General features: G+C 71.7%; 19 protein-coding genes. 7 read left to right on the top strand and 12 right to left on the bottom strand.

The window, feature by feature from the left end:
* Positions 1-36: 36 nt before the first annotated feature.
* On the bottom strand, positions 37-1,605 hold the full coding sequence (locus AC4PMY_RS13900) for an alpha/beta hydrolase (protein ID WP_071260624.1): 1,569 nt from the start codon (positions 1,603-1,605) through the stop codon (positions 37-39).
* A gap of 289 nt (positions 1,606-1,894) precedes the next feature.
* Between AC4PMY_RS13900 and pheA the strand changes: the two genes are divergently transcribed.
* Positions 1,895-2,857: a prephenate dehydratase gene (pheA, locus tag AC4PMY_RS13895; RefSeq protein ID WP_071260622.1), complete on the top strand. Its 963-nt coding sequence runs from the start codon at positions 1,895-1,897 to the stop codon at positions 2,855-2,857.
* 131 nt (positions 2,858-2,988) lie between these two features.
* On the opposite strand, the gene AC4PMY_RS13890 is transcribed toward pheA, so the two are convergent.
* Positions 2,989-3,657, bottom strand: a complete 669-nt coding sequence (locus AC4PMY_RS13890; protein WP_064296886.1) for a GntR family transcriptional regulator — start codon at positions 3,655-3,657, stop codon at positions 2,989-2,991.
* A 93-nt stretch (positions 3,658-3,750) separates the two neighbouring features.
* On the opposite strand from AC4PMY_RS13890, the gene AC4PMY_RS13885 reads away from it, so the two are divergent.
* From AC4PMY_RS13885 to AC4PMY_RS13865, 5 genes are all read left to right on the top strand, one after another.
* A complete protein-coding gene (locus tag AC4PMY_RS13885) occupies positions 3,751-5,040 on the top strand; it encodes an MFS transporter (RefSeq protein WP_369808470.1) in 1,290 nt (429 codons plus the stop codon).
* A 188-nt stretch (positions 5,041-5,228) separates the two neighbouring features.
* Positions 5,229-6,584: an NADP-specific glutamate dehydrogenase gene (gene gdhA / locus AC4PMY_RS13880; protein ID WP_064296885.1), complete on the top strand. Its 1,356-nt coding sequence runs from the start codon at positions 5,229-5,231 to the stop codon at positions 6,582-6,584.
* A 162-nt stretch (positions 6,585-6,746) separates the two neighbouring features.
* On the top strand, positions 6,747-8,039 hold the full coding sequence (locus AC4PMY_RS13875) for an NAD(P)/FAD-dependent oxidoreductase (protein WP_491622999.1): 1,293 nt from the start codon (positions 6,747-6,749) through the stop codon (positions 8,037-8,039).
* Positions 8,036-9,262: an FAD-dependent oxidoreductase gene (locus AC4PMY_RS13870; RefSeq protein ID WP_491622998.1), complete on the top strand. Its 1,227-nt coding sequence runs from the start codon at positions 8,036-8,038 to the stop codon at positions 9,260-9,262. Before AC4PMY_RS13875 ends, AC4PMY_RS13870 begins: the two co-directional genes overlap by 4 nt.
* Positions 9,259-10,833: an ABC transporter substrate-binding protein gene (locus AC4PMY_RS13865; protein ID WP_491622997.1), complete on the top strand. Its 1,575-nt coding sequence runs from the start codon at positions 9,259-9,261 to the stop codon at positions 10,831-10,833. Before AC4PMY_RS13870 ends, AC4PMY_RS13865 begins: the two co-directional genes overlap by 4 nt.
* 295 nt (positions 10,834-11,128) lie before the next feature.
* On the opposite strand, the gene AC4PMY_RS13860 is transcribed toward AC4PMY_RS13865, so the two are convergent.
* The 10 genes from AC4PMY_RS13860 to AC4PMY_RS13815 all read right to left on the bottom strand — a co-directional run bounded on the left by AC4PMY_RS13860 (position 11,129) and on the right by AC4PMY_RS13815 (position 21,612).
* The gene (locus AC4PMY_RS13860) at positions 11,129-11,761 is read right to left on the bottom strand and encodes a HutD/Ves family protein (protein ID WP_491622996.1); all 633 of its coding nucleotides are present in this window, start codon (positions 11,759-11,761) and stop codon (positions 11,129-11,131) included.
* Complete coding sequence (hutI, locus tag AC4PMY_RS13855; RefSeq protein ID WP_064296880.1) at positions 11,758-12,954, bottom strand: imidazolonepropionase; 1,197 nt, start codon at positions 12,952-12,954, stop codon at positions 11,758-11,760. The genes AC4PMY_RS13860 and hutI overlap by 4 nt, the downstream gene beginning before the upstream one ends.
* Positions 12,951-14,420 carry a formimidoylglutamate deiminase gene (locus AC4PMY_RS13850; protein ID WP_064296879.1) on the bottom strand — a complete coding sequence of 490 codons (1,470 nt, stop codon included), beginning with the start codon at positions 14,418-14,420 and terminating at the stop codon, positions 12,951-12,953. The genes hutI and AC4PMY_RS13850 overlap by 4 nt, the downstream gene beginning before the upstream one ends.
* Entirely contained in the window at positions 14,417-15,634 is a 1,218-nt protein-coding gene (locus AC4PMY_RS13845) for an allantoate amidohydrolase (protein WP_157583595.1), read from the bottom strand. Before AC4PMY_RS13845 ends, AC4PMY_RS13850 begins: the two co-directional genes overlap by 4 nt.
* Positions 15,631-17,292 carry a urocanate hydratase gene (gene hutU / locus AC4PMY_RS13840; RefSeq protein WP_159876082.1) on the bottom strand — a complete coding sequence of 554 codons (1,662 nt, stop codon included), beginning with the start codon at positions 17,290-17,292 and terminating at the stop codon, positions 15,631-15,633. The genes AC4PMY_RS13845 and hutU overlap by 4 nt, the downstream gene beginning before the upstream one ends.
* A gap of 132 nt (positions 17,293-17,424) precedes the next feature.
* Complete coding sequence (locus tag AC4PMY_RS13835) at positions 17,425-18,351, bottom strand: ABC transporter substrate-binding protein (protein ID WP_064296877.1); 927 nt, start codon at positions 18,349-18,351, stop codon at positions 17,425-17,427.
* Between the two features lie 75 nt (positions 18,352-18,426).
* Entirely contained in the window at positions 18,427-19,161 is a 735-nt protein-coding gene (locus AC4PMY_RS13830; protein ID WP_064296876.1) for an ABC transporter permease, read from the bottom strand.
* Entirely contained in the window at positions 19,158-19,808 is a 651-nt protein-coding gene (locus tag AC4PMY_RS13825; RefSeq protein WP_064296875.1) for an ABC transporter permease, read from the bottom strand. Before AC4PMY_RS13825 ends, AC4PMY_RS13830 begins: the two co-directional genes overlap by 4 nt.
* Complete coding sequence (locus AC4PMY_RS13820) at positions 19,805-20,896, bottom strand: ABC transporter ATP-binding protein (RefSeq protein WP_491622995.1); 1,092 nt, start codon at positions 20,894-20,896, stop codon at positions 19,805-19,807. The genes AC4PMY_RS13825 and AC4PMY_RS13820 overlap by 4 nt, the downstream gene beginning before the upstream one ends.
* Positions 20,893-21,612, bottom strand: a complete 720-nt coding sequence (locus AC4PMY_RS13815; RefSeq protein WP_082916261.1) for an IclR family transcriptional regulator — start codon at positions 21,610-21,612, stop codon at positions 20,893-20,895. Before AC4PMY_RS13815 ends, AC4PMY_RS13820 begins: the two co-directional genes overlap by 4 nt.
* A 160-nt stretch (positions 21,613-21,772) precedes the next feature.
* On the opposite strand from AC4PMY_RS13815, the gene AC4PMY_RS13810 reads away from it, so the two are divergent.
* Entirely contained in the window at positions 21,773-23,221 is a 1,449-nt protein-coding gene (locus tag AC4PMY_RS13810) for an aromatic amino acid lyase (protein WP_064296872.1), read from the top strand.
* Positions 23,222-23,241: the final 20 nt, after the last annotated feature.

Below are 23,241 nucleotides of genomic sequence, written 5' to 3'. Positions count from 1 at the left end.
TGGGCGCTGCTCCAGGTACCTGTGGAGGGCCGTCGACTAGTGCGTGGCGAGGAGCGCCGCGGCCGAGGCGGAAGCGGAGGTGGTCGTGGAGGAGCTCGTCGTGGAGGCGCCCGCCCCGACGCCCGCGGCATCCGGCACGGAGCCGCGCTGGTGGGACGACCCGGGCGTCGTCAGATCGGCGACCGCGGACGCCTGACCCGTGACGATGCGCTGGATCGCGTAGAGGCTCTCGGTCGCCGGCCCGAGGTACTTCCCCCGGTCGTCGGCGTTGCTCGACCCGACCGCGTTGTGCCCGTCGACGGCGCCGAGGTGGTCGCCGTCGCCGAGCGTCAGGCCGTCGGAGCCGAAGGTGGTCGCGCCCCAGGAGCTCATCGCAGGATCGGCTCGACCGGACAGGAACTGGCCGAGACCGGCGAGGGTGTCGGCGCTCGCCTGGGAGGCGTACACGCGGCCGGCCGGGACGTGCAGATCCTCGATCCCGATCTCCGTCGGGATGCCGGCCGAGCCGAGCATGACGAAGTCGTCGACGTGGTAGTCGCCGGACGCCAACGCCAGCGAGGCCGTCGCCGTGCCGTAGGAGTGCGCCACGACGCTCAACTGGGAGACGATGCCGCGCGCGGAACGGACGGCGTCGTATCCGGCGAGCACTCCGGCGAGCAGGGGTGCCCCTTCGACCGCCCGGTCGTTCGACGGCACCTCGAGCGCGCTCGGGCTGTGTCCGCCGATCCAGAGGATGACCGCGCTGTCGGCTGCGGCGCTCTGGATGCGCTTCGCCCCGCGCAGGTAGTCGTCGAGTTCGAGGGCGCTGCTGTTCATCCCGGGGACGAACACCGTGACGTAGGCGGCGGTGTCCACGTCTCCCACGGCGACCGCGACCCGCGGGGGTCCGGAGCCGCCCGCCTGCAAGGTGATGAGGTACTCCGGCTGGAGGCGGGCGGCGATCGCGTCCGGCGAGTACCGGTCGACGAGCAGCTTGATCGCGTCCAGGCGCGACAGGGTCGTGGCGAGGGCCGCCGAGTCCGCCTGCCCGTCGACCTGGTCGCTGCTCACCGTCAGCGAGCGGTAGCTCGCCTCGGTGTCGGCGAGGAGGCCGGCGAGGCGGGAGACGTTGGCCGTCGCCCGGTCCGTGTAGGCGACGCCCTCGAGGTTGCCGATGACCGCCGGGTAACCGGTGATGAGCAGTGCGCGGTAGCCGGGAGCGAGCTCGGTCCACAGCTGCGCGACCTGCGATGAGGACATCGTCGTGAGGGCCGTCGCCGCCGCAGCGAGGTCGCCGGCGTAGGCGGTGGTGAAGGCGGCGGCCGTCATCGTCGGGACGGAGGAGGCCGCCGGTGCGAAGTCGGCGGCGGAGATCGCGGTCGCGCCGGCGGTCGAGGTCTGCGTCACCGTGACGACGCCGGCCAGGATCGCGGCGATCGCGACGGTCATGACGAGCGACTTGACGAGAGTCGCGCGGGCCGCCGAGATCGGCCGGTGCACCCAGGCCGGCAGCGACAACGACGGGAGGTTCCAGGAGGAGCCGAGGCTGAACACGGCCTCGCCGCCGCTCGCCAGGTTCAGCCGTGGAGTGGACCGCGGGGCGGCGTCGGTGAAGACACTCGTCACGTCACTCCTGTTCCTGTCTCAGCCCGTCGGGTGGAGCCTCACGCGACATGGGTCACGCATCGAGATCGGGGAGACGAACGGCCGTGAACTCGCTTCCCGAGACGAGCGGCAGCGCTCAATACACCCTTGTATCCATTGTGGCGGGTATTGGCGTGATTTGAATAGCTCAAAACGGGGGGTATCGGGGCCGAAACGGCCCGATCTTCCTGGAAATCACCCGAATGTGACCTGGATGGGAGTCAACGGCCGTTCCAGAGCGTGTCGCAAAGCACACGGTACGCTCGGAGGCATGCCAGCCGCACCCGCCGACGACGCCCTCCGGAGCTACAGTTTCCTCGGTCCGAGCGGGACCTTCACCGAGGTGGCGCTCGGCCAGGTCGAGGAGGCCAAGGGTCAGATCTGGAAGCCCGTGTCGAACGTCGGCGAGGCGCTCGGCGACGTCCTCGAGGGCCGCAGCACGGCCGCGGTCATCGCCATCGAGAACTCGGTCGACGGGGGCGTGTCGGTGGCGCAGGATGCACTCGCCACGATGCCTGGTCTCCGCATCGTCGGCGAAGTGCTCGTGCCGGTGAACTTCGTACTCGTCGCCCGCCCCGGAACCCGCCTCGAGGACGTCGCGGTCGTGAACGCGCACCCCGTCGCCTACGGGCAGTGCCACCTCTGGCTCGACGCCAAGCTGCCCTCGCACGGACACATCCCGGCGTCGAGCAACGTCGCCGCCGCAGCCTCCCTGCTCGACGGCACCTCGACCGCCGACGCCGCGGTCGCCCCGCCCGGCATCGTGAACCACTACGACCTCGACGTCCTCGCGGAGAACATCGGCGACAACCCGAACGCCGTGACCCGCTTCGTCGTCGTCAGCCGTTCACGGGAGATCCCGGCCAGGACGGGCGCCGACAAGACGAGCCTCATCGTCGAGTTGCCGAACGACGAGTCCGGCTCGCTGCTCGGCATGCTCGAGCAGTTCTCCACGCGAGGTGTGAACCTGAGTCTCATCGAGTCCCGGCCCATCGGCGACGCGCTCGGCCGCTACCGCTTCGTGATCGACGCCCTCGGCCACATCGAGGACGAGCGGATGGCCGACGCCCTGCTCGGGCTCCGGCGGTTCAGCCCGAACGTGATCTTCCTGGGCTCGTACCCGAGCGCCGACCGCACCGCCGTCGACTACCACTCGCGCTACAACGACGAGGTGTTCATCGAGGCCCGTGACTGGTTGCGCGGGCTGCTGTCGGCGGAGCCACTCGAGGACTGAGCCGTCACGCTCGCGCGGAGCTCCTGCAGTCGGTCCGCATTCGAGGACGGGGTCGACGTCGGGGACGGCGTGTCGGCGCTATCCGCAGCGGGGTGCAGGAGTTGTGAGCGCCGACGAGGTGTCGCCGGGGTTCAGCTGACGATGTCGACACCGTGACCGCGGAGGCGCCGCTGGTCGGCGGTGAGCGATGCGATGAGCCGCTCGTTCGTCCCGCGGATGTGGCGCGCGACGAGGTCCGCCGCGCGCTCGGGGTCGCGCGCCGCGACCGCATCGAGGATGGCGCGGTGCTCCGTGGCGGCCTGCTCTCGGGCCTCAGGCGTCCGCACCTCGAGCCAACGGGTGCGGGCGAGCCGGACCATCGCGCCGCGCACCCCTTCGGCGAGCAGGTGGTTCGCGGACAGCGCCGCGAGCTCCTCGTGGAAGTCGCCGCCGACGCGGAGGACCGTGTGCTCGTCGTCGGGGCGGGGCTCGTCGAGGAGGGTGCGGATCGCGGCGAGCTGCGCTTCGGTCGCGCGTTCGGCGGCGAGCCGGACGCCGGCGGTCTCGAGCGCCTCACGGACCTCGGCGATGAGCCCGATCTCCTCGAGGTCGATGGGTGCGACGATCCAGCCGCGGCCGTCCCGACGCGCCAGACCCTCGGCCTCGAGCCGGGTGAGTGCGGCGCGCACGGGCGTCCGTGACGCCGCGAACCGTTGCTCGAGCCCGCGCTCGGTGAGCGGCTGCCCGGGCGCGAGGTCGAGGGTCAGGATCGCCCCGCGGAGGCGCTCGTAGAGCTGCGTGGTCTGCGTCGGAGTACTCATGCGTGTTCCCGATCTGGCCGGTGACAATTGGTATACCAAAATGGTGTACCGTCATGCTAGCAGCGGGAGACACCCACCGCAGGAAGCGGCACGATGACCGGATCGACACCAGCCCCCGAGGCCCCGGCGACCGCTCGCGGGGCGCGTCCACCGATGCCGAACGCCGGTCGGGCCTGGACCGTCCTCGGGCTCGGTGTCGCCGCGCAGACCGCCGGCACGCTCTTCGTCAGCACCCCGGCGTTCCTCATCCCGCTCCTGCACGCCGAGCGGGGCATGTCGCTCGCCGAGGCCGGCGTCCTGGCCGCCGCCCCCACACTCGGCATGGTGCTGACGCTCATCGCCTGGGGCTGGCTGGCCGACCGTGTCGGCGAGCGCATCGTCATCGCCGGCGGCCTCGCCCTCACCGCTCTGGCCGCTGCCGGGGCGATCGCCGCGGACGGCCTCATCCCGTCGCTCGGCTACGGTCCGCTCGGGATCCTGCTCCTGCTCGGTGGCGCCGCCTCCGCGAGCACGAACTCGGCGAGCGGCCGGATCGTCGTCGGCTGGTTCCCGAAGGACCGCCGCGGTCTCGCGATGGGGATCCGCCAGATGTCGCAGCCCCTCGGCGTCACGGCGGCCGCGGTGACGGTGCCGTCCGTGGCGGCGGCGTCGGGCATCTCCGCCGCCCTCATGATCTCGCTCGTCGCGACGGGTGTCCTCGCCGTGGCCTGCACGATCGGACTCCGGAATCCGCCACGGACCGTGGTGTCGAAGCCGGTCCCGACGGAGACGACGCCGAACCCCGTGACCGCGCGACCACGCAACCCCTACCGAGGCGACGGCTTCCTCTGGCGCATCCACGCCGTGTCGATCCTGCTCGTGGTGCCGCAGTTCACGCTCACGACCTTCGCACTCGTCTGGCTCGTCGCCGACCAGGGCTGGAATGCGCTCGCGGCGGGCGCGCTCGTCGGTGTCGCGCAGTTCGTCGGCGCCGTCGGCCGGATCGGCGTCGGGGTGTTGAGCGACCGCCTCGGCAGCCGGGTGCGACCGCTGCGCTGGGTGGCGGTGTCGGCGGTCGTCGTCATGCTGCTCCTCGCCGGTGTGGGGCTGCTGCAGTGGCCGGTGGCGGTCGCCGTCGCGCTCGTCGTCGCCAGTGCGGTGACGGTCGCCGACAACGGGCTCGCCTTCACCTCGGTCGCGGAGATGGCAGGCCCCACCTGGGCGGGGCGGGCGCTGGGAGCGCAGAACACCGGCCAGTTCATCGCCGCGTCGGTCGTCGGGCCGGCGGTCGGTGCGCTCATCGGCCTGGTGGGCTATCCGCTCGCCTTCCTCGCGGTCGCGGTGCTCCCGGCCCTCGCGATCCCGATCATCCCGAGCGAGGCCGCGGAGCACGACCACCTCTAGGCCGTCGTCCCACCGGTCCGGTCGGCTCGTCTAGTCGACGTTTGACGGATATCTATCGCGGCTGCCAGGCTTGCCGAGGCCCCACGACGGCCCGTGTACCTCCCCGCCGGCGAGTCGCGCTCCACTGCCTCCGACCACCGTCGAGCGACAGCCGGAGACGCCTGGTCGGCCGATCAGAAAGCACCACAGTGACCGGCACCACCACGTCCACCGACCCCGTCCACGCCGTCGCGGAGGCCGCCCTGCGGCGCAATGCGGGCGAACCCGAGTTCCACCAGGCGCTCCTCGAAGTCCTCGAGTCCATCCGCCCGGCCCTCGACGAACACCCGGAGTACCTCGAGGCGGGCATCCTCGAACGCCTCGTCGAACCCGAGCGGCAGGTCGTGTTCCGCGTGCCGTGGACCGACGACCGCAACCGGGTGCAGGTGAACCGCGGCTTCCGCGTCCAGTTCAACTCGGCGCTCGGCCCGTACAAGGGCGGGTTGCGCTTCCACCCGAGTGTGAACCTGTCGATCGTGAAGTTCCTCGGGTTCGAGCAGATCTTCAAGAACGCTCTCACCGCGCAGGGCATCGGCGGCGCCAAGGGCGGCAGCGACTTCGACCCGCACGGGCGATCGGACGCCGAGATCATGCGCTTCTGCCAGAGCTTCATGAACGAGCTCTACCGCCACCTCGGCGAGCACACCGACGTCCCGGCCGGCGACATCGGCGTCGGCGCGCGCGAGATCGGCTTCCTCTTCGGCCAGTACCGGAAGATCACCAACCGTCACGAGTCGGGCATGTTCACCGGCAAGGGCGTCGGCTGGGGTGGCGCCGAGGTGCGCACCGAGGCGACCGGGTACGGGACGGTGTTCTTCGTGGACGAGATGCTCGCCGTCGACGGCCGCGGGGTCGAGGGCAAGCGCGTCATCGTGTCGGGCTCCGGGAACGTCGCGACGTACGCGATCGAGAAGGTCCACCAGCTCGGTGGTACCGCCGTCACCGCGTCGGACTCCTCCGGGTACGTGGTCGACGACGCCGGCATCGACCTCGAGCTCCTCAAGCAGATCAAGGAGGTCGAGCGCGGCCGGATCTCCGAGTACGCCGCCCGCCGTCAGGGCGCCCACTTCGTCGCCGGCGGCAGTGTCTGGGACGTCCCAGGGGAGATCGCGCTGCCGAGCGCGACGCAGAACGAGCTGCACGAACGCGACGCGATCGCCCTCGTGAAGCACGGCGTCATCGCGGTCGCGGAGGGCGCGAACATGCCGTCGACGCCCGAGGCCGTGCGGGTGTTCCAGCAGGCCGGCGTCCTCTTCGGCCCGGGGAAGGCGGCGAACGCCGGTGGTGTGGCGACCTCGGCGCTCGAGATGAGTCAGAACGCGGCCCGGCAGCGGTGGTCCTTCGATGACAGCGAGGTGAAACTGCGCGGCATCATGCACGGCGTGCACCGCGCCGCTTATGAGGCCGCCGAGCGCTACGGCCGGCCGGGCGACTACGTCGTCGGGGCGAACACCGCCGCGTTCGTGAAGGTCGCGGACGCGATGCTCGCCCAGGGCGTCATCTAGTCGGCTCTTCCCGTTCGCAATTCAGGACGCCGCCGGGGCGTCGCCCCCATCTCGTCCATCGGGGTGCGGACACGCCGGCGGCGTTCCTGAGTTGCGAACGCGCACGTGTCCGATTGCGGCGGGATGGTCGGCTCCTGGACGGCGAGTGACTAGCCTCGAAGGGTGACCGACCCCCGCCCCGCAACCACCGTCATCGTCGGCGCCGGCCTCTTCGGCCTGGCGACCGCCGTCCACCTCGCCCGCGCCGGTCGACGGGTGACGGTCCTCGAGTCGGGCACCGCCGCCGGTGCGACGACCGCAGCCGGAGCGGGCTTCGTCGGCCTCTGGGCGGCGGGCTACGCCTGGTACTGGGACGAGTCGGAACTCGCCCTCGAGCAGGCCGGCCTCGACTTCTACCGCGGGCTCGACGCTGCCGGATACGACATCGGGCTGCGGAACACGGGCAACGTGTGGCTCGCCCTCACCGAGCAGGCCGTGCTCGACCACCTGCTGCCGTTCGCCGAGCACCCGCTCCGCCCCGAGGACGCCCGCCTGCTCACCGCCGTCGAGACCGCTGAACTCGTTCCGGGTCTCGACCCCGAAGCGATCGTCGGGGCGTTCATCCATCCCGACGGCATCCAGATCAGCGCGCCCGACGCCGGAATCGCGCTCGCTGCGCTCGCCCGGGCCGAGGGTGTCGAGATCATCGAGCAGACACCCGTCGTCGATCTCCTCGCCGAAGGTGGCCGAGCCGTCGGCGTGCTGACCGCCACCGGCGAGCGCGTCCTCGGCGACGAGGTCGTCCTCGCCGCAGGGTCCTGGACGAACGAGCTCCTCGCCGCGACGGACCGCGTGCTGCCGTTCGCGCGGGTGATCGCGAGCCGCCTGACCACCGCCCTGTTCGGCCTCGGCGAGGTGCCGACCCTCATGATCCCGGAGCTGGACGGACTGTGGATCAGGGAACACCTCGGTGGTCTCACGTACGGCAACGGCGTCGGCTACGAGGCGCTCGCGGTGCGCGACAGCCCCGCGGATCGTCGTCCGGACCGCCCCGACCTCGTCGAGGCGATGCGCGAGCACCTGTCGCCGATCGTCTCCGAGCTCATCCCGGCCGCCGCGCCCGTCGTCGACGACGCCGAAGCCGTGCAGGGGATCGTGTCGTACACCGCGGACCGCCGCTTCATCGCTGGGTCCGTCCCGGAGCTCGACGGATTGTTCGTCGTGGCCGGCGACAACGAGTCCGGGGTCACGCACGGCCCTGGACTCGGCCGGATGGTCGCCGAACTGATCGTCACTGGTGAGAGCCCCTTCGTCGACGCGTCGCGGTACGCCCCCGGTCGGTTCCCGTCCCGTCCGTTCGCCGACGAGGCCGCCGTGGCCGCCGCGATGCCGGCTCGTCGGGCGGTCGAGGCGCGCGCCACCGCAGCGACGCGCGTGACGACGGAGTCGGGCCTGCCTGCGGAGTCGGGCCGATGACCGCGTCGGGTCCGGCAGCGGACGCGACGCCGACCGCGCTGCCGGCGCGCGCCGAGGTCGTGGTCATCGGCGCCGGGATCGTCGGTGCGGCGGCTGCACGCTCGCTGGCCGAGCAGGGCCGCGACGTCCTGCTTCTCGAGCGGTACCCGCGCGGTCACGAGCACGGCTCCTCCCACGGCGCGACCCGCATCTTCCGTCAGGGTTACGACGCCGACGACTACGTCGCGCTGACGTCGGAGGCGCTCGCGGCCTGGCGGGCGCTCGAATCCGCGAGCGGGCGGACACTGCTCGACCTCACCGGTGCGCTCGACCACGGCCGACCCGAGATGCTCGCGGCGATCGAGGCGGCGATGACCCGGGGTGGGATCGCGTCGGAGCGCCTCACCCCGGAGCAGGCGAGCGACCGCTGGCCCGGACTGCGGTTCGACCGCGAGGTCCTCCACCACGCGACCGGCGGGCGACTGTACTCCGCCGAGGCGATCGAGGCCCTGCTCGACCTCGCCGAGGTGGCAGGAGCGACCCTGCGCTTCGGCCTGCGGGTGACGGGCGTCGATCCGACTGAGTCGACCGATCCGACCGCCGGTGTCGGCGGCGCCGTCGTCCGCACCGAGCTGGGCGACGTCGTCGCCGACCACGTGGTCGTCGCGGCCGGCTCCTGGACGCCCGACCTCGTCGGCGCACTCGCTCGTAGCGTCGGTCGTCCGCTGCCCGAGATCGTCGTGACGCAGGTCCAGCCCGCGCACTTCCCGAGCGGGCTGGGCGCCGGCGGCTGGCCGAGTTTCGTCCACTACCCCGCCGAGGGGTCGAGCGTGTACGGGCTGCTGACGCCTGGCGAGGGGGTCAAGGTCGGGCTGCACGGCGGTGCCGTCCACGTCCACCCCGACGCACGCGACGGCCTCGCCGAACCCGAGGAACTCGCGCGGCTCACCGCCTACGTCGCCGAATGGGTGCCAGGGGTCGACGCGTCCGCACCCCATACCATCAGCTGCCTCTACGATCTGAGCCCCAGCGAGGATTTCGTGATCGACCGGATCGACAGCATCATCGTCACGACGGGATTCTCCGGTCACGGGTTCAAGTTCGGCCCGGTGCTGGGACGCCTCATCGCCGATCTCGTCGACGGAGCCGAACCGCACCCGAGGTTCGCGCTCGCCGCGCACGCGGTCCCCGTCGCGCCATCAGCATCAGCTCTCCCGCAGTCACCCGAAGGAACCGCTCCATGAACCGATCCGCCAGATTCACCACGGTCGCCGTCGGCCTCGGTGTCGTCGCCGCCCTCACCGGTTGCACAGCCCAGGGCGGCACCGCCACGACCACGGCGCTCGTCATCGGCACGACCGATCAGATCGTCTCGCTCGACCCGGCCGGTGCCTGGGATCGCGGATCCTTCACGCCGCAGAACCAGATCTACCAGCACCTCCTCAGCTACGACGAAGGCGACGTCGTCCCCGCGCCCGACGCGGCGGAATCGTGCGACTTCACCGACGAGACCACCTACGTCTGCACGGTCAAGGAGGGGCTGACCTTCTCCAACGGTCACGCGCTCACGGCCGAGGACGTCGTCTACTCCTTCACCCGCGTCCGTGAGATCGCCGCCGACAACGGCCCGTCGCCGCTGCTCGCGAACCTCGACAGCGTCGAGGAGGGTGACGACAACCAGGTCGTCTTCCACCTCACGGTGCCGAACGACCAGACCTGGCCCTACGTGCTCACGAGCATGGCCGGGCCGATCGTCGACGAAGAGGTCTTCCCTGCTGACGAGCTGCTGAGCGACGACGACGTGATCGGCTCCGGCCCCTACGCCGTCGACAGCTACCAGGCGGGCGGGCTGCTCTCGCTCGAGGCGAACTCGCGCTACTCCGGGACCCGCGCGAAGACGCAGCACGTCGTGCTCAAGCCGTACACGACGGCGTCGAACCTGCGGCTCGACCTGGAGAAGGGCGACGTCGACATCGCCTACCGCTCGCTGACCGCGACGGACGTCGCCGACCTCCGGAGCGACTCCGACCTGCAGGTCGTCGAGGGGCCGGGCGGTTCGGTGCGGTTCCTCGCGTTCAACCTGAACACCCAGCCGGGTGCGAACGACGCGCAGAAGCTCGCCATCCGGCAGGCGGTCGCGTCGCTCATCGATCGTGAGGAGATCGCCGACCAGGTCTACAAGGGCACCTACGCGCCGGCCTACTCGGTGGTGCTCGACGGACAGACGGGTGCGACGCCCGCGTTCCAGACCGCGTACGGCGACGCGCCGGACCCGGCGAAGGCCGCGGCGATCCTTGCGGCCGCGGGCGTCAGCACCCCGGTCGCCCTGCCGATCCAGTACACGAGCGACCACTACGGCCCCGACTCCGACCAGGAGTACGCGCTCATCAAGTCGCAGCTGGAGGAGTCCGGACTGTTCACCGTCGACCTGCAGTCGACCGAGTGGACCAGCTACGTGAAGGAGCTGAACCCGGAGTCGGGCTACCCGGCGTACCAGCTGGGGTTCTTCCCGGACTACCCGGACCCCGACAACTTCCTGCGCTCGGCGTACTCGACGACCGGGGCGTCCGTCGCCAACGGGTACTCGGACCCGGCCGTCGACGCGCTCATCGACACCGAGGCGACGGCGACCGACCCGGCGGCGCGCATCGCGGCGATCGAGCAGATCCAGGCACTGACCGCGACCGCGGCTCCGATCATCCCGCTCCTCCAGGGCACCGAGACGGTCCTCGCCCAGAAGAACGTGACGGGCCTCGAGGACACGCTCGACGCCACCTACACCTTCCGCTTCGCGGTCCTCGACCGCAAGAAGTAGCCCGGTCCGGTTGCGCCAGCGCGGTGCGCTGACGTGGGCGCGGATCTGTGACGTGAGCGCGCCCCTCCGGAGACCCGCGCTCACGCGCGTGGGGAGCGCCCACGCCGGGTGTGCGCCACTCACGCGGGCGCACCGCGCCGGCACCCGGTGGGGAGGTCTCAGGTCAGCGCGGTGCGCTGGCGCGAGAGCTGACGAGTCGGCGTGAGTGCGGGTCAGCGACGTCGGCGCACCCCTCCGGAGACCCGCGCTCGCGGCTGTGGGGCGCGCTCGCGTCAGCGCACCGCGCTGGCACCCATCACCGACGGGGGAGGATCCGGGCGAGCGCGATCGTGGCATCGCCGGTCAGGGACAGGGTGCCGGCCTCGAGTCGGAGGGTGTCGTGCCGCCGGAGCGCTCGAGGGTCCAGACCTGGCCCCTCCGCCGACAGCAGCCCATCGAGGAACACGACGAACGTGGTGGCACCAGGGGGCGTGGTGACGAGCCTCGACCCGTCGACGACGCCGACCTCGAGCGATCCACGGAACCGGTCCCGCGACACCATCAGGTTGAGATCGAGCATCGGCCCGACCACGCCCCGCGACGACACCGCTGAGGCCCCGTCGAAGGCGGCGACCCGCCACCGGTCCAACTCGACCGGCTGACCATCGATCACGAGTCCGAGTCCACCCGCCGACAACGCCATCAGCTGACGGTCGACGCCCGGGAACGACGAGAAGGCGACGTCCGACTCGACCGTCGCGATGCTCAGCGTCCACCCCGGAGCGGCCGGTGCGTCACCGACACCGTCGCCGAGCCCACCATCGGTCCGGAGCCCGACGGCCTCGACGGCGATCTCCGTCGCGGTCCCCAGCCCGTTCCGCCAGCGGTAGCTCCGATGCCGGTCGGCCGGCAGCAACACGAGTGCGTGGCCCTCCGTCGCGCCGCTCACCGCTGCGTCGTCCCTGCCGTGACACGCTCGCCGCGGTGCCGGACGCCGACCGTCAACGGCACACCGGGTCGGTAGGCGAGGTGCGACACCGAGGGCGCGTCGAGCACCTGCAGGTCCGCGAGACCACCCACGCGAAGCGATCCGACGGCCTCGGCACCGTGCTCGAGACCGACCGCCACCGCGGCCCCCCGCGTCGCCGCCCACACCGCCTCGGCGATCGTCAGCCGCATCTGCAGCACGGCGGTCGCCACGCAGTACGCCATCGACGTCGTGTACGAGGTGCCCGGGTTGCAGTTGGTCGCGAGCGCGATCGAAGCACCGGCGTCGATGAGCGCGCGCGCCGGCGGGAACGGCTCGCGCGTCGACAGGTCGCAGGCCGGGAGCAGGGTCGCGACCGTCGACGAACCGGCCAGGAGGTCGACGTCGACGTCCGACAGGTGGTTGCAGTGGTCGACGCTCGCAGCCTCCAGCTCGACCGCGAGGCGCACCCCGCCGCTCTCGCCGAGCTGGTTCCCGTGCACCCGGACGCCCAGGCCCGCAGCGCGACCGGCGAGCAGCACCTCACGCGACTCCTCGACGTCGAAGGCCCCGACCTCGCAGAACGCGTCGATGTACGACGCGAACGGGGCCACCGCCGCGAGCATCGGTCCGGTCACGAGGTCGAGGTAGTCGCGGCGGTCGACGCCGGCCGGCACGAGATGGGCCCCGAGGAAGGTGACGACGTCGGCGACCTCGGCCGCCGCCCGAGCGGATCGCGCCTCGCCCTCCACGTCGAGCGCGTAGCCCGTCTTCGCCTCGAGGAAGGTCGTCCCCTGCGCGAGCGCCTCCGCTCGCAACCGCTGCGCACCCGCGACGAGCTGCTCCTCCGATGCGGCCCGAGTGGCGGCCACGGTCGTCGCGATCCCGCCCGCCGCGTACCGGCCGCCGGCCATGCGCGCCTCGAACTCCGCCGAGCGGTCGCCCGCGAACACGAGATGCGTGTGCGTGTCGACCCAACCCGGGAGCACGGCGCGTCCGCCCACGTCGGTCCGCGTGTCGGCGTCGGGTGCGTCGGCCGCTGCGCCGAGCCAAGCGATCCGGCCGTCTTCGATGACGACCGCCGCAGCGGTGATCCGGTTGCCGTCGACGTCGCCCGGCCCGGAGCCCGCGTTGGTCGTGAGCTCGGCGATGCCGGTGATGAGTTCGCTGGTCATGGCTGCCTCTCCTGCGAGGGGTGATCGGGTGTCGGGTGCGAGGCGGCCGCCCGGGGCGTCTCCGTCGATGCTGCCAGCTCTGTCAGCGCCACCGCGAGGAGCTGTTCCGGCGTCGACTCCCGTGATGTCGCAAGCAGCCGACCTCGCTCCGCCACGAGCCGCCCGCCGACGACGACACGCTCGACGTCGGACGCGGTCGCGACGAGGGCGAGTTGCGCCGGGTCCATGCCGGTGGTGCGGAGGCTCGACGTCGACACCTCGACGAGGTCGAGCGGATCACCCGGATCCAGCGCGTGCCGCCCGAGTCCGAGCGAACGGTAGCCGTGGTCGGTGCCCGCCTGGAGGAGCTCGGCGGGCGAGAACCGGCCGCGTCTGCCGGAGGCGAGCCGTTCCCCGGCTTCGAGACCACGCAGTTCGAGCAGCGGGTCGACCACCGCGTTCTGGTCGGAGCCGACGGCGATCCGGGCCCCCGCGTCCGCGAGGCGGCGGGCCGGTCCGATGCCGTCGCCGAGGTCGGCTTCGGTCGTCGGGCACATGACGACGGTCGCGCCGGACCGTCCGATCGCCGTGACGTCCGCGTCGGTCAGGTGTGTCGCGTGGACGAGGCTGATGCGCGGGGCGAGCGCTCCGAGCGCGGCGAGCACGCCCGTCGGCGTCCTGCCCGTCTTCGCGAGCGTGTCGACGTTCTCCTGCGGTTGCTCCGACAGGTGGACGTGCAGCGGGACGTCGTCGGGCAGGCCGGCGAGGATCGTGCGCATGGCGTCGACGGGCACGGCACGCACCGAGTGCAGCGCGGCACCGAGCGTGACGAGTGCGGCGGTACCGACGGAGCCGGACAGTGCGTCGCGCAGTCGATGCCAGCGGGCGAGCCAGTCGGCCGCGTCGCCGTCGCCGAACGCGAGCTGTTCGGTGAGCAGCGGTGCGGCAGGACCCCCGGCGGGCCCGAGGCCGCTTGCGAGGTAGGCCGTGTCGAGGAGGGTGAGCCGGATGCCGACGTCGGCGGCGGCTTCGGCGACCGCCAGTTCCATCGCGTGGGCGGTCGGGTACGGGGTGCCGTCGGCCTGGTGGTGCACGTAGTGGAACTCGCCGACGGCCGTCCAGCCGCAGACGAGCATCTCGCCGAACACGGCACGTGCGACCCGGCCGTAGTGGTCCGGGTCGAGGCTCGCGGCCGCCGCGTACATCGCCTCGCGCCACTGCCAGAAGTCACCGCCGTCGGCGTGGGTGCGTCCGCGCAGCAGACGGTGGAACGCGTGGGAGTGGGCGTTCCCCATGCCCGGGACGACCGTTCCGAGGCGGCGGTCGCCCGCCTCCGGCTCGACGCCGCGCTCGACGGTCGCGATCCGTCCGGAGTCGTCGGACGTGAAGCGCACGCGGCCGGTCGGGCGACCGTCGATGATCGCCGTCGCGGCCCAGATGGGAGCCCGCGCGTCCGCCGCGCCGGGGTCAACGCTCGCGACCGTCACAGGACGCCCCGGAGCAGGGCTTCGAGCGCTTCGACGCCGGCGACGCAGTCGGCCGTCTCGGCGAACTCCTCCGGCGAGTGCGAGACACCGGTCGGGTTCCGGACGAAGACCATCGCGGTCGGCACCGCGCCGCTCAGGACCCCGGCGTCGTGGCCTGCGCCCGCCGGCAGCAGTGGGACCCCGCCGAGCGTGCCGGCGAGTCGCGCGGCGAGCTCGGGGTCGAACTCGACGACGCCCGACCAGGACTCCTCGATCAGCTCCACCACGCAGCCGGAGTCGACGACGGCCTCCTGCACCCGGCCCTCGATGTCCGCGACGAGGGCGCGCGTGCCGGCGTCGGTGGCCGCGCGGGCGTCCACCCAGGCGTCGACCTGGGAGGCGATGACGTTGGTGCCACCCGGCACGATGCGCAGGCGGCCGACGGTGGCGCGGGCGTCGTCCGTCGCGAGGGCGGCCTGCTCGACCGCGAGGACAGCACGTGCTGCGGCGACCACGGGATCACGGCGCTCGCGCATACCGGTAGCGCCGGCGTGGTTCCCCTGACCGCTCACCCGGAGGCGCCAGCGGCCGTGGGCGAGGATCGACGAGGCGACGGCGGTGGGCGAGCCGAGGTCGATGAGGCCGCGACCCTGTTCCACGTGCAACTCGATGAAGAGTCCGATGCGGCCGAGCGCTTCGTCGTCGCGGCCGAGGTGCTCGGGAGCGAGCCCGGCGGCCGCTGCGGCCTCCGCCACGGTGACCCCGTCCGCGTCCGTCAGCGCTCGGGCGGCGTCCGCGGTGATCGCCCCGCACAGGAGCCGGGATCCGAGGCAGGCGACGCCGAACCGGGACCCCTCCTCCTCGGCGAACACCACGACGGCGACGGGACGCGACGGCTGGAACCCGGTGGCCTGCAGACGCGCGACGGCGTCCAGCGCTGAGACGACGCCGAGCGGCCCGTCGAACGCGCCGCCGCCCGGGACGGAGTCGAGGTGGCTGCCGGTGACGACCGCGTCGGGCCCAGGCGCGCCCCACCACGCCCACAGGTTGCCGTTCCGGTCCGTCTCGACGTCGAGACCGAGTCGGGCGGCGCGAGCGGTGAACCACTCGCGAAGCTCGAACTCTGCCGGCGTCCAGACATGCCGGGAGTACCCGCCGCGTGCCGGATCGACCCCGACGCCGGTGATCTCGTCGAGCCCGGCGAGTCGACCGTGGGCGATCAGGCCGTCGGTCACTCGCCCTCCCACATCGGCACCCGCAGGCCGCGTTCGCGGGCGACCTCGGCCGCCCGCTCGTAGCCGGCGTCGACGTGACGCATGACGCCGGTGCCCGGGTCGTTGACGAGCACGCGCGCGATCTTCTCGGCGGCGAGCGGCGTCCCGTCGGCGACGATCACCTGACCGGCATGGATGGACCGGCCGATGCCGACCCCGCCGCCGTGGTGGATCGACACCCAGGTCGCGCCGGACGCCGTGTTGAGCAGGGCGTTGAGCAGCGGCCAGTCGGCGATCGCGTCGGAGCCGTCGGCCATGGCCTCCGTCTCGCGGTACGGCGAGGCGACGGAACCGGAGTCGAGGTGGTCGCGGCCGATGACCACGGGTGCGCTCAGCTCACCCGAGGCGACCATCTCGTTGAACTTCAGGCCGGCCAGGTGGCGCTCCTGGTAGCCGAGCCAGCAGATGCGGGCTGGCAGCCCCTCGAAGGCGATCTTCTCGCCGGCCGAGGTGATCCAACGGCGCAGCTTCTCGTCCTCGGGGAACAGTTCGAGGATGGCGCGGTCGGTCGCGGCGATGTCCGCCGGGTCGCCGGAGAGGGCCGCCCAGCGGAACGGGCCCTTGCCCTCGGCGAAGAGCGGTCGGATGTAGGCGGGCACGAAGCCGGGGAAGTCGAAGGCGCGCTCGCAACCGCCGAGTTTCGCCTCGGCGCGGATGGAGTTGCCGTAGTCGAAGACCTCGGCGCCGGCATCCTGGAAGTCGACCATCGCCTGCACCTGCTTCGCCATGGCGAGTCGCGAGCGGCGCGTGAAGTCGACCGGGTCGGCCGCCGCCTCGGTCTGCCAGTCGGCGAGCGCCGTGTCCTCGGGCAGGTAGGCGAGCGGGTCGTGAGCGCTCGTCTGGTCGGTGACGATGTCGATGGCGACACCGCGCCGCAGCAGTTCGGGGAAGACGGTCGCGGCGTTGCCGACGAGACCGACCGACAGGGGGCGCCGTTCGGCCTTGGCGGCGAGCACGCGTTCGACGGCGTCGTCGAGGTCGTCCGTCATCTCGTCGAGGTAGCGGTGTTCGACGCGTCGCTCCAGGCGGCTCGGGTCGACGTCGACGATGAGCACGACGCCTTCGTTGAGCGTCACGGCGAGCGGCTGTGCCCCGCCCATGCCGCCCGCGCCGCCGGTGAGGGTCAGCGTCCCGGCGAGGGTGCCGCCGAACCGCTTGTCGGCGATGGCGGCGAAGGTCTCGTAGGTGCCCTGGAGGATGCCCTGCGTGCCGATGTAGATCCACGAGCCGGCGGTCATCTGCCCGTACATGGTGAGACCTTCGGCCTCGAGCTTGCGGAACTCGGGCCACGTCGCCCAGTCGCCGACGAGGTTGGAGTTCGCGATGAGCACGCGGGGCGCCCACTCGTGCGTGCGGAAGACGCCGACGGGCTTGCCGGACTGCACGAGCAGGGTCTCGTCGGCCTCCAGCCCTTCGAGCGTGCGGACGATCGCGTCGTACGCCTCCCAGTTCCGCGCGGCCTTCCCGGTGCCGCCGTAGACGACGAGGTCCTCGGGGTGCTCGGCGACCTCGGGGTCGAGGTTGTTCATGAGCATCCGGAGCGGGCCCTCGGTCTGCCAGCTCTTGGCAGTGAGGGTGGTGCCGCGGGCGGCACGGATGGTCCGGGTGGTGGTCGGCATGCGCTGGTCCTTTACGTCTGCGGTGCGGTGGTGGTGGTGCGGTTCCGACGGGCTCAGGGGCGGGTCACCGGCCCTGAACCGGTTCTCGGCCCTGAGCTGCTTCTCGGCCCCTGAGCCCGTCGAGGGGTGCTGCTAGCCCAGGTCGGCGTCCTTCAGCCACTCCTCGGCGATGCTCTTCAGGCTCGTGCCGTCGGACGCCTTGCCGTTCATCTCGATGAGGTCTTCGGTGGTGAGGGCCGCGGAGACCTTGTCGAGCGTCTTCGAGATCGTGTCGTCGAGCTTGCTCGTGCTGATGACCGGGACGATGTTCTCGGCCGCGAAGAGCGACTTGTCGTCTTCGAGGGCGACGAGCTTGTTCGCGGTGAGCCCGGGGTCGGTGCTGAAGATGTCGCCGACCTGCACCTGGCCGCTCGTGAGCGCGGTCATCGTGAGCGGCCCGCCGGCGTCGAGACTGACGAACTCCTTGAAGGTGAGACCGTAGACCTGCTCGAGGCCGACGACGCCGTTGACGCGCGTCTTCCACTCCGGCGGGCCGCCGAGGCTGAGCTCGGACATGTACGGCACGAGGTCGGAGATCGTCTTGAGGTCGTACTTGTCGGCCGTCTCCTGGGTGACGGCGAGCACGTCCTTGTCCTCCGCGGGCGAGATGTCGAGCATGCTGACACCCTTCGGGAGCTTGTCGCCGAGTTCAGCGACGACGTCCTCGCTCGTGCTGGCCTTCGACTCGGAGTCGAGGTACTTGAGCAGTGCGCCCGAGTATTCGGGGAGGAGGTCGATGGAGCCGTCCTGCAGCGCGGCCATGTAGACCTCGCGGCTGCCGATGTTGAACTGCTCCTTCACTGTGACACCCTCGGCCTGCAACGCCTGGGAGTAGATGGTGGCGATGAGCTGGCTCTCGGTGAAGTCGGCTGAGCCGATGATGACGGCGTCGCCGGAGGAGCCGGACGCGCCGTCGCTGCTGAGGGCGTCCTGGCCGCCGCAGCCGGTGAGGACGAGAGCGGCGGCTGCGGTGGTCGCGGCGATGGCCGCGAGTCGACGGGGGAAGGTGGGGAAGGGCATGAGGACCTCGATTCGGTGAGATGGACGGATCGGTGGTGCGGTCGTGCGGAGGTGGTCGTGCGGTGCGGGTGCGGCTCAGGCCGGCCGGGGGATCGCCCCGGTGACGGTGGTCGGGGCCGCCGTCCGCCGCCTGCGGCTGGTGCGCCGCAGACCGGGGGAGACGATGAGGGTGCCGAGGAGGGTGAAGGCGATCTCCAGAGCGAAGGCGAGGGCGGCGACGAGGATCGCGCCGCCGGCCATCTGGAAGAAGTCGGCTTGGGCGCGGCCGTCGATGATGTACCGGCCGAGCCCCTGGAGGCCGAGGTAGGCGGCGACCGTCGCGGTCGAGACGACCTGGAGGGTGGACGAGCGGATGCCGGACAGCAGCAGGGGGAGGGCGCAGGGGAGCTGGACGTGCCAGAGGATCTGCAGTCTCGTGTAGCCCATGCCGCGGGCGGCGCCCACCGCGTCGGGATCGGCGCTCTGGATGCCCGTGTACGTCCCGGTCAGGATGGGCGGGACGGCGAGGAGCACGAGGACGACGATCGTGGGGATGACGTAGACGAGCTGCCCGGGGACCACCGGCGAGATGAGGAGGAACAGCAGGATGAGGAGGCCCAGGGTCGGCAGGGCGCGGAGGGCGTTGGCCGATCCGGCGACGAGACGCTCGCCCTTGCCGGTGTAGCCGACGAGGATGCCGAGCGGCACGGCGATCGCAGCGGCGATCACGAGCGCGATGCCCGTGTACAGCAGGTGGTAGCCCATCTGCGAGGGGATGCCGTCGGGGCCGGTCCAGTTGGCGGGGTCGGTCAGCCAGTCGATGACGCTCATGCCACCACCGTCCGATCACGCCAGGGCGTCGCGAGCGAGCCGAGCCGGACGATGACGAGGTCGAGGATCACGGCGAGGAGGACGCAGAGCAGGATGCCGGTGACGAGCGGCACGAACAGGCGGAGCTGGAAGCCCTGGGTGAACAGCGTCCCGAGTTGCGGGATGCCGAGCAGGGCGGCCATCGTCACGATGCTGACGTTGGAGACGACCGCGACGCGTAGGCCGGCGGCGATCACCGGGACGGCGACGGGTAGTTCCACGAGCACGAGTCGCTGCCAGGACCGGTAGCCCATGGCCTCGGCCGCCTGCACCGCGTCCACGGGCACCGAGGAGAGTCCGTCGGAGACGACGCGGACGAGGAGCGACACCGTGTAGACGGTCAGGGCGATGACGATGTTGATCGGGTCGAGGATCTTCGTGCCGAGGATCGTCGGCAGGATGATGAACAGCGCGAGCGACGGGATCGTGTACAGCAGCCCGGCGGTACCGACGATGAACGGTCGGCCGCGACGCGAGCGGTGCGCCCACCAGCCGAACGGGAGGGCGACCAGGAGGCCGAGCACCGTCGGGGTGAGTGTCAACCAGAGGTGGTTGAGCGTGAGGTCGCCGATGAGCGGGAGGTTCTCCCAGATCCAGTCGATCGTCATCGGAGGCTCCGCTCGGGGGCGGGACGCTCGAGCAGTTCGCTGGCGGCGATGGTGCCGGTGAGTCGGCCGTCGTCGTTGAGGAGGCCGACGCGTCGACTCGGGTGCGCGAGCGCTGCGTTGAGCGCGATGCGGAGGGACGCCGTGCGCGGGACGAACAGGCCGTGACCGCTGATGGTGTCGGTCGAGACGGAGCCGTGACCGGCTGCCGTGTCGAACCAGCCGAGGGGACGGCGTTCGTCGTCCGTCACCACCACCCAGCCGCTCGCATGCACGCCGGTCACGGCGGTGTCGCCGAGCCGGGCGACGGGCTCACGGTGGAGGGCGTCGTCGTGGTCGAGTCCGAGGAAGCCGAGTGCACGGTAGCCGCGGGCCTCGCCCACGAAGTCGGCGACGAACGCGTCGTGGGGGCGGGTCAGGAGGTCGACCGGCGGCGCGATCTGCGCGAGGAGGCCGCCCTCGCGCAGGACCGCGACCTGGTCGCCGAGCTTGAGTGCCTCGTCGATGTCGTGGGTGACCATGACGATCGTCTTCGAGATGTCGGCCTGCAGACGCAGGAACTCGTCCTGGAGCTGCGTCCGGACGATCGGGTCGACCGCGCTGAAGGGTTCGTCCATCAGGAGGAACGGCGGGTTCGTCGCGAGGGCGCGGGCGACGCCGACGCGCTGCTGCTGACCGCCCGACAGCTGCCACGGGTACTTCTTCGCGAACTTCTCGTCGAGACCGACGCGCTCCAGTAGTTCGAGGGCCGCCGTGCGCGTCTCCCGACGCGAGCCGCCGAGGAGGCGCGGGAGGGCTGCGACGTTGTCGACGACGGTGCGGTGCGGGAAGAGACCGGCGTTCTGGATGACGTAGCCGATCCGACGACGGAGGGTGACGCGGTCGAGCGACTGGGTCTCGACGTCGTCGAGCAGGATCGACCCGGAGGTCGGATCGATGAGGCGGTTGATCATCCGGAGCGAGGTGGTCTTGCCGCAGCCGGACGGGCCGACGAGCACCGTGAGGGATCCGGTCGGCACCTCGAAGGAGAGGTCGTGGACGGCGACCGTGCCGTCCGGGTAGGCCTTCTTGACGTTCGTGAAGCGGATCATGCGCGTCCCTCCAGAAGGTCAGCGGCGTCGTCGGGGACGGTCGCGGCGGTGTTGTCGATGGGGCCGGTGTACGAGGCGAGCCCGCTGGAGAGCCGGTCCGTGGCGGCGACGAGGAGCTCGCCGTAGGAGGCGATGAGGTCGTCGGTCATCCGGTAGCTCGGGATGACGAGGCTCAGCGCCGCGACGACCCGAGCTCCCGAGCGGACGGGTGCGGCGATCGCGGTGACGTCCGACTCGACGCCCCGCTCGACCGTGACGTAGCCGGCGGTGGGGGTCCGACCGGTGAGTGCGGCACCCGCGGCCGACCCGTCGAGGGGGATCGTGCGACCGACCCAGCTCGCGTGACGGACGGAGTGGGTGCCCTCGGTGATCGCGAGGTAGAGCGCGGTGGACGCGTGACCCTCGACGCTCAGGTAAGCGGACTCGCCGGTGCGTTCGACGAGGTCGAGCATCTCCGTGTGGCAGAAGCCGACGAGCGACTCGTTGCTGAGTGCCTGCGTGCCGAGCTGGACGACGCGGCTGCCGGGTCGGTAGCTGCCGTCGGCGTCCTTCCGGACGAACCCCGTGGACTCCAGGGTGCGGAGGAGCCGGAGAGCGGTGCTCGGCGAGAGGTCGACGAGTCGCGCGCTCTCGGCGAGGGTCGTGCGGCCGCGGTCGCACACCACGGCGAGGAGCGAGAGTGCACGCTCCACGGTTCGAGTCGATGATTCAGCCATCAGATCCCTCTCTGTCGAGCCACCACGTTATGGCTCCGCCGTTTCAGCGAACCGCCTCGAATGTTTCCGTCAGGTAAAACTCGAATTTCATCTGGTGGGACGTTCGCCGTGTGAGCAAGGATGGTGCACACGACGGCGGAGCGCAAGAGAGGGTGTCGGGATGATCGAGATCGCGGGAGCACTGGGCATCGACGAGCTGCGGCGGATCGCGGACCTCGAGGAGGAGGCCTCGGTGCCTCGCGCGGTGCTCGACCGGCTGGCCACCGCTCATGACGACGCGCGGGACCTCGCCGAGCACGCGGCCGTCTACGGCAGGAGCACGGGCGTGGGGGCGAACAAGGACACCGCGGTGGCCGACGACGGCGATGCCCACGCACGCCGCCTGCTCCGCAGCCACGCGGTCGACGCGGGGGAGGTCGTCCCCGACCGGGTCGTGCGGGCGATGCTCGCGGTCCGGCTCAACCAGCTCGCCGTCGGCGGATCGGGTGTCGAGCCCGCGGTCGTCGCGGCGCTCGCCGAGATGCTGCGCCGCGACGCACTGCCGACCGTCCGGACCCTCGGGTCGATCGGGACCGGCGACCTCACCGCGCTCGCCGGTACGGCGCTGACCCTCCTCGGCGAACGGCCGGCGTCGACGCCACTGGAGCCGCTGGGCGCCTGGGGCTCGGAGAGCGCCCTGTCGTTCATCAGCAGCAGCGCCCTGACCATCGCGCGCGCGGCGCTCGCGGTCACGGAGCTGCGGAAGCTCCACCAGGTCTGGTCGGCGGTCTGTGCGCTCAGCTTCCACGCGCTGGACGGCAACGCGCAGGCGTATGCCGAGGCGGCCGCGGGTGCGTCCGCCGCACCCGGTGTCGAAGCCGCTGCTGCGGCGGTGCGCGCGCTCATCGGACCCGTGCCGGAACCGGCCCGGATCCAGGACCCGTTCGCACTCCGCATCGCGGCGATCACGCAGGGCGTGGTGGTGACGGCGGCGGACCGGCTCGCGGACCAGGTGGAAGCGCTCATCGGTGCCGCGCAGGAGAACCCGCTGTACGTCCTCGGTGCCGATGACGGATCACGCGCGGTCCTCCACCATGGCGCCTTCTTCCAGGCGCAGCTCGCCGCCGAGCTCGACGCGACCGCGCTCGCGCTCGCGCAGACGTCGACGGTCACGTTCTCCCGCCTGCGACTGTTGAACGAGCCCGCGTTCACGGGGCTGGCGCCGTTCCTCGGCGACGGGGAACCGGGTGCCTCAGGACTGATGATGGTCGAGTACGTCGCGGCGGGCGCGGTCGCCGACATCCGACACGCGGCGCAACCGGCGGCGCTCGGCACGGTCGTCCTGTCGCGCGGAGCCGAGGAGGACGCGCCGTTCGCCGCGCAGGCCGTCGCCCAGCTGGAGGACGCGCTCGTCGCCACGAGGACGCTCATCGCCTGCGAACTCCTCGGAGCGGTGCGGGTCGTGCGGCGTCGCGGTGTGGCCGATCGACTGACCGGGGCGCTCGCCGAGGTGTTCGCCCGGGCATTGACGTCGCTCGGCTCGGACGACGCCGACCGCGACCTCCGTCCCGACCTCGAGCGGGCGACGGCGCTCCTCGCCGAGATCGCGGACCTCGTCGAAGGAGGGTAGCCGGGCTCAGCGGTGTCGCC

The sequence above is a fragment of the Plantibacter sp. MDV22-iso1 genome (assembly GCF_058408345.1).
The sequence above is the reverse complement of the archived record's forward strand: the minus strand, read 5'-3'. Positions and strand labels throughout refer to the sequence as shown.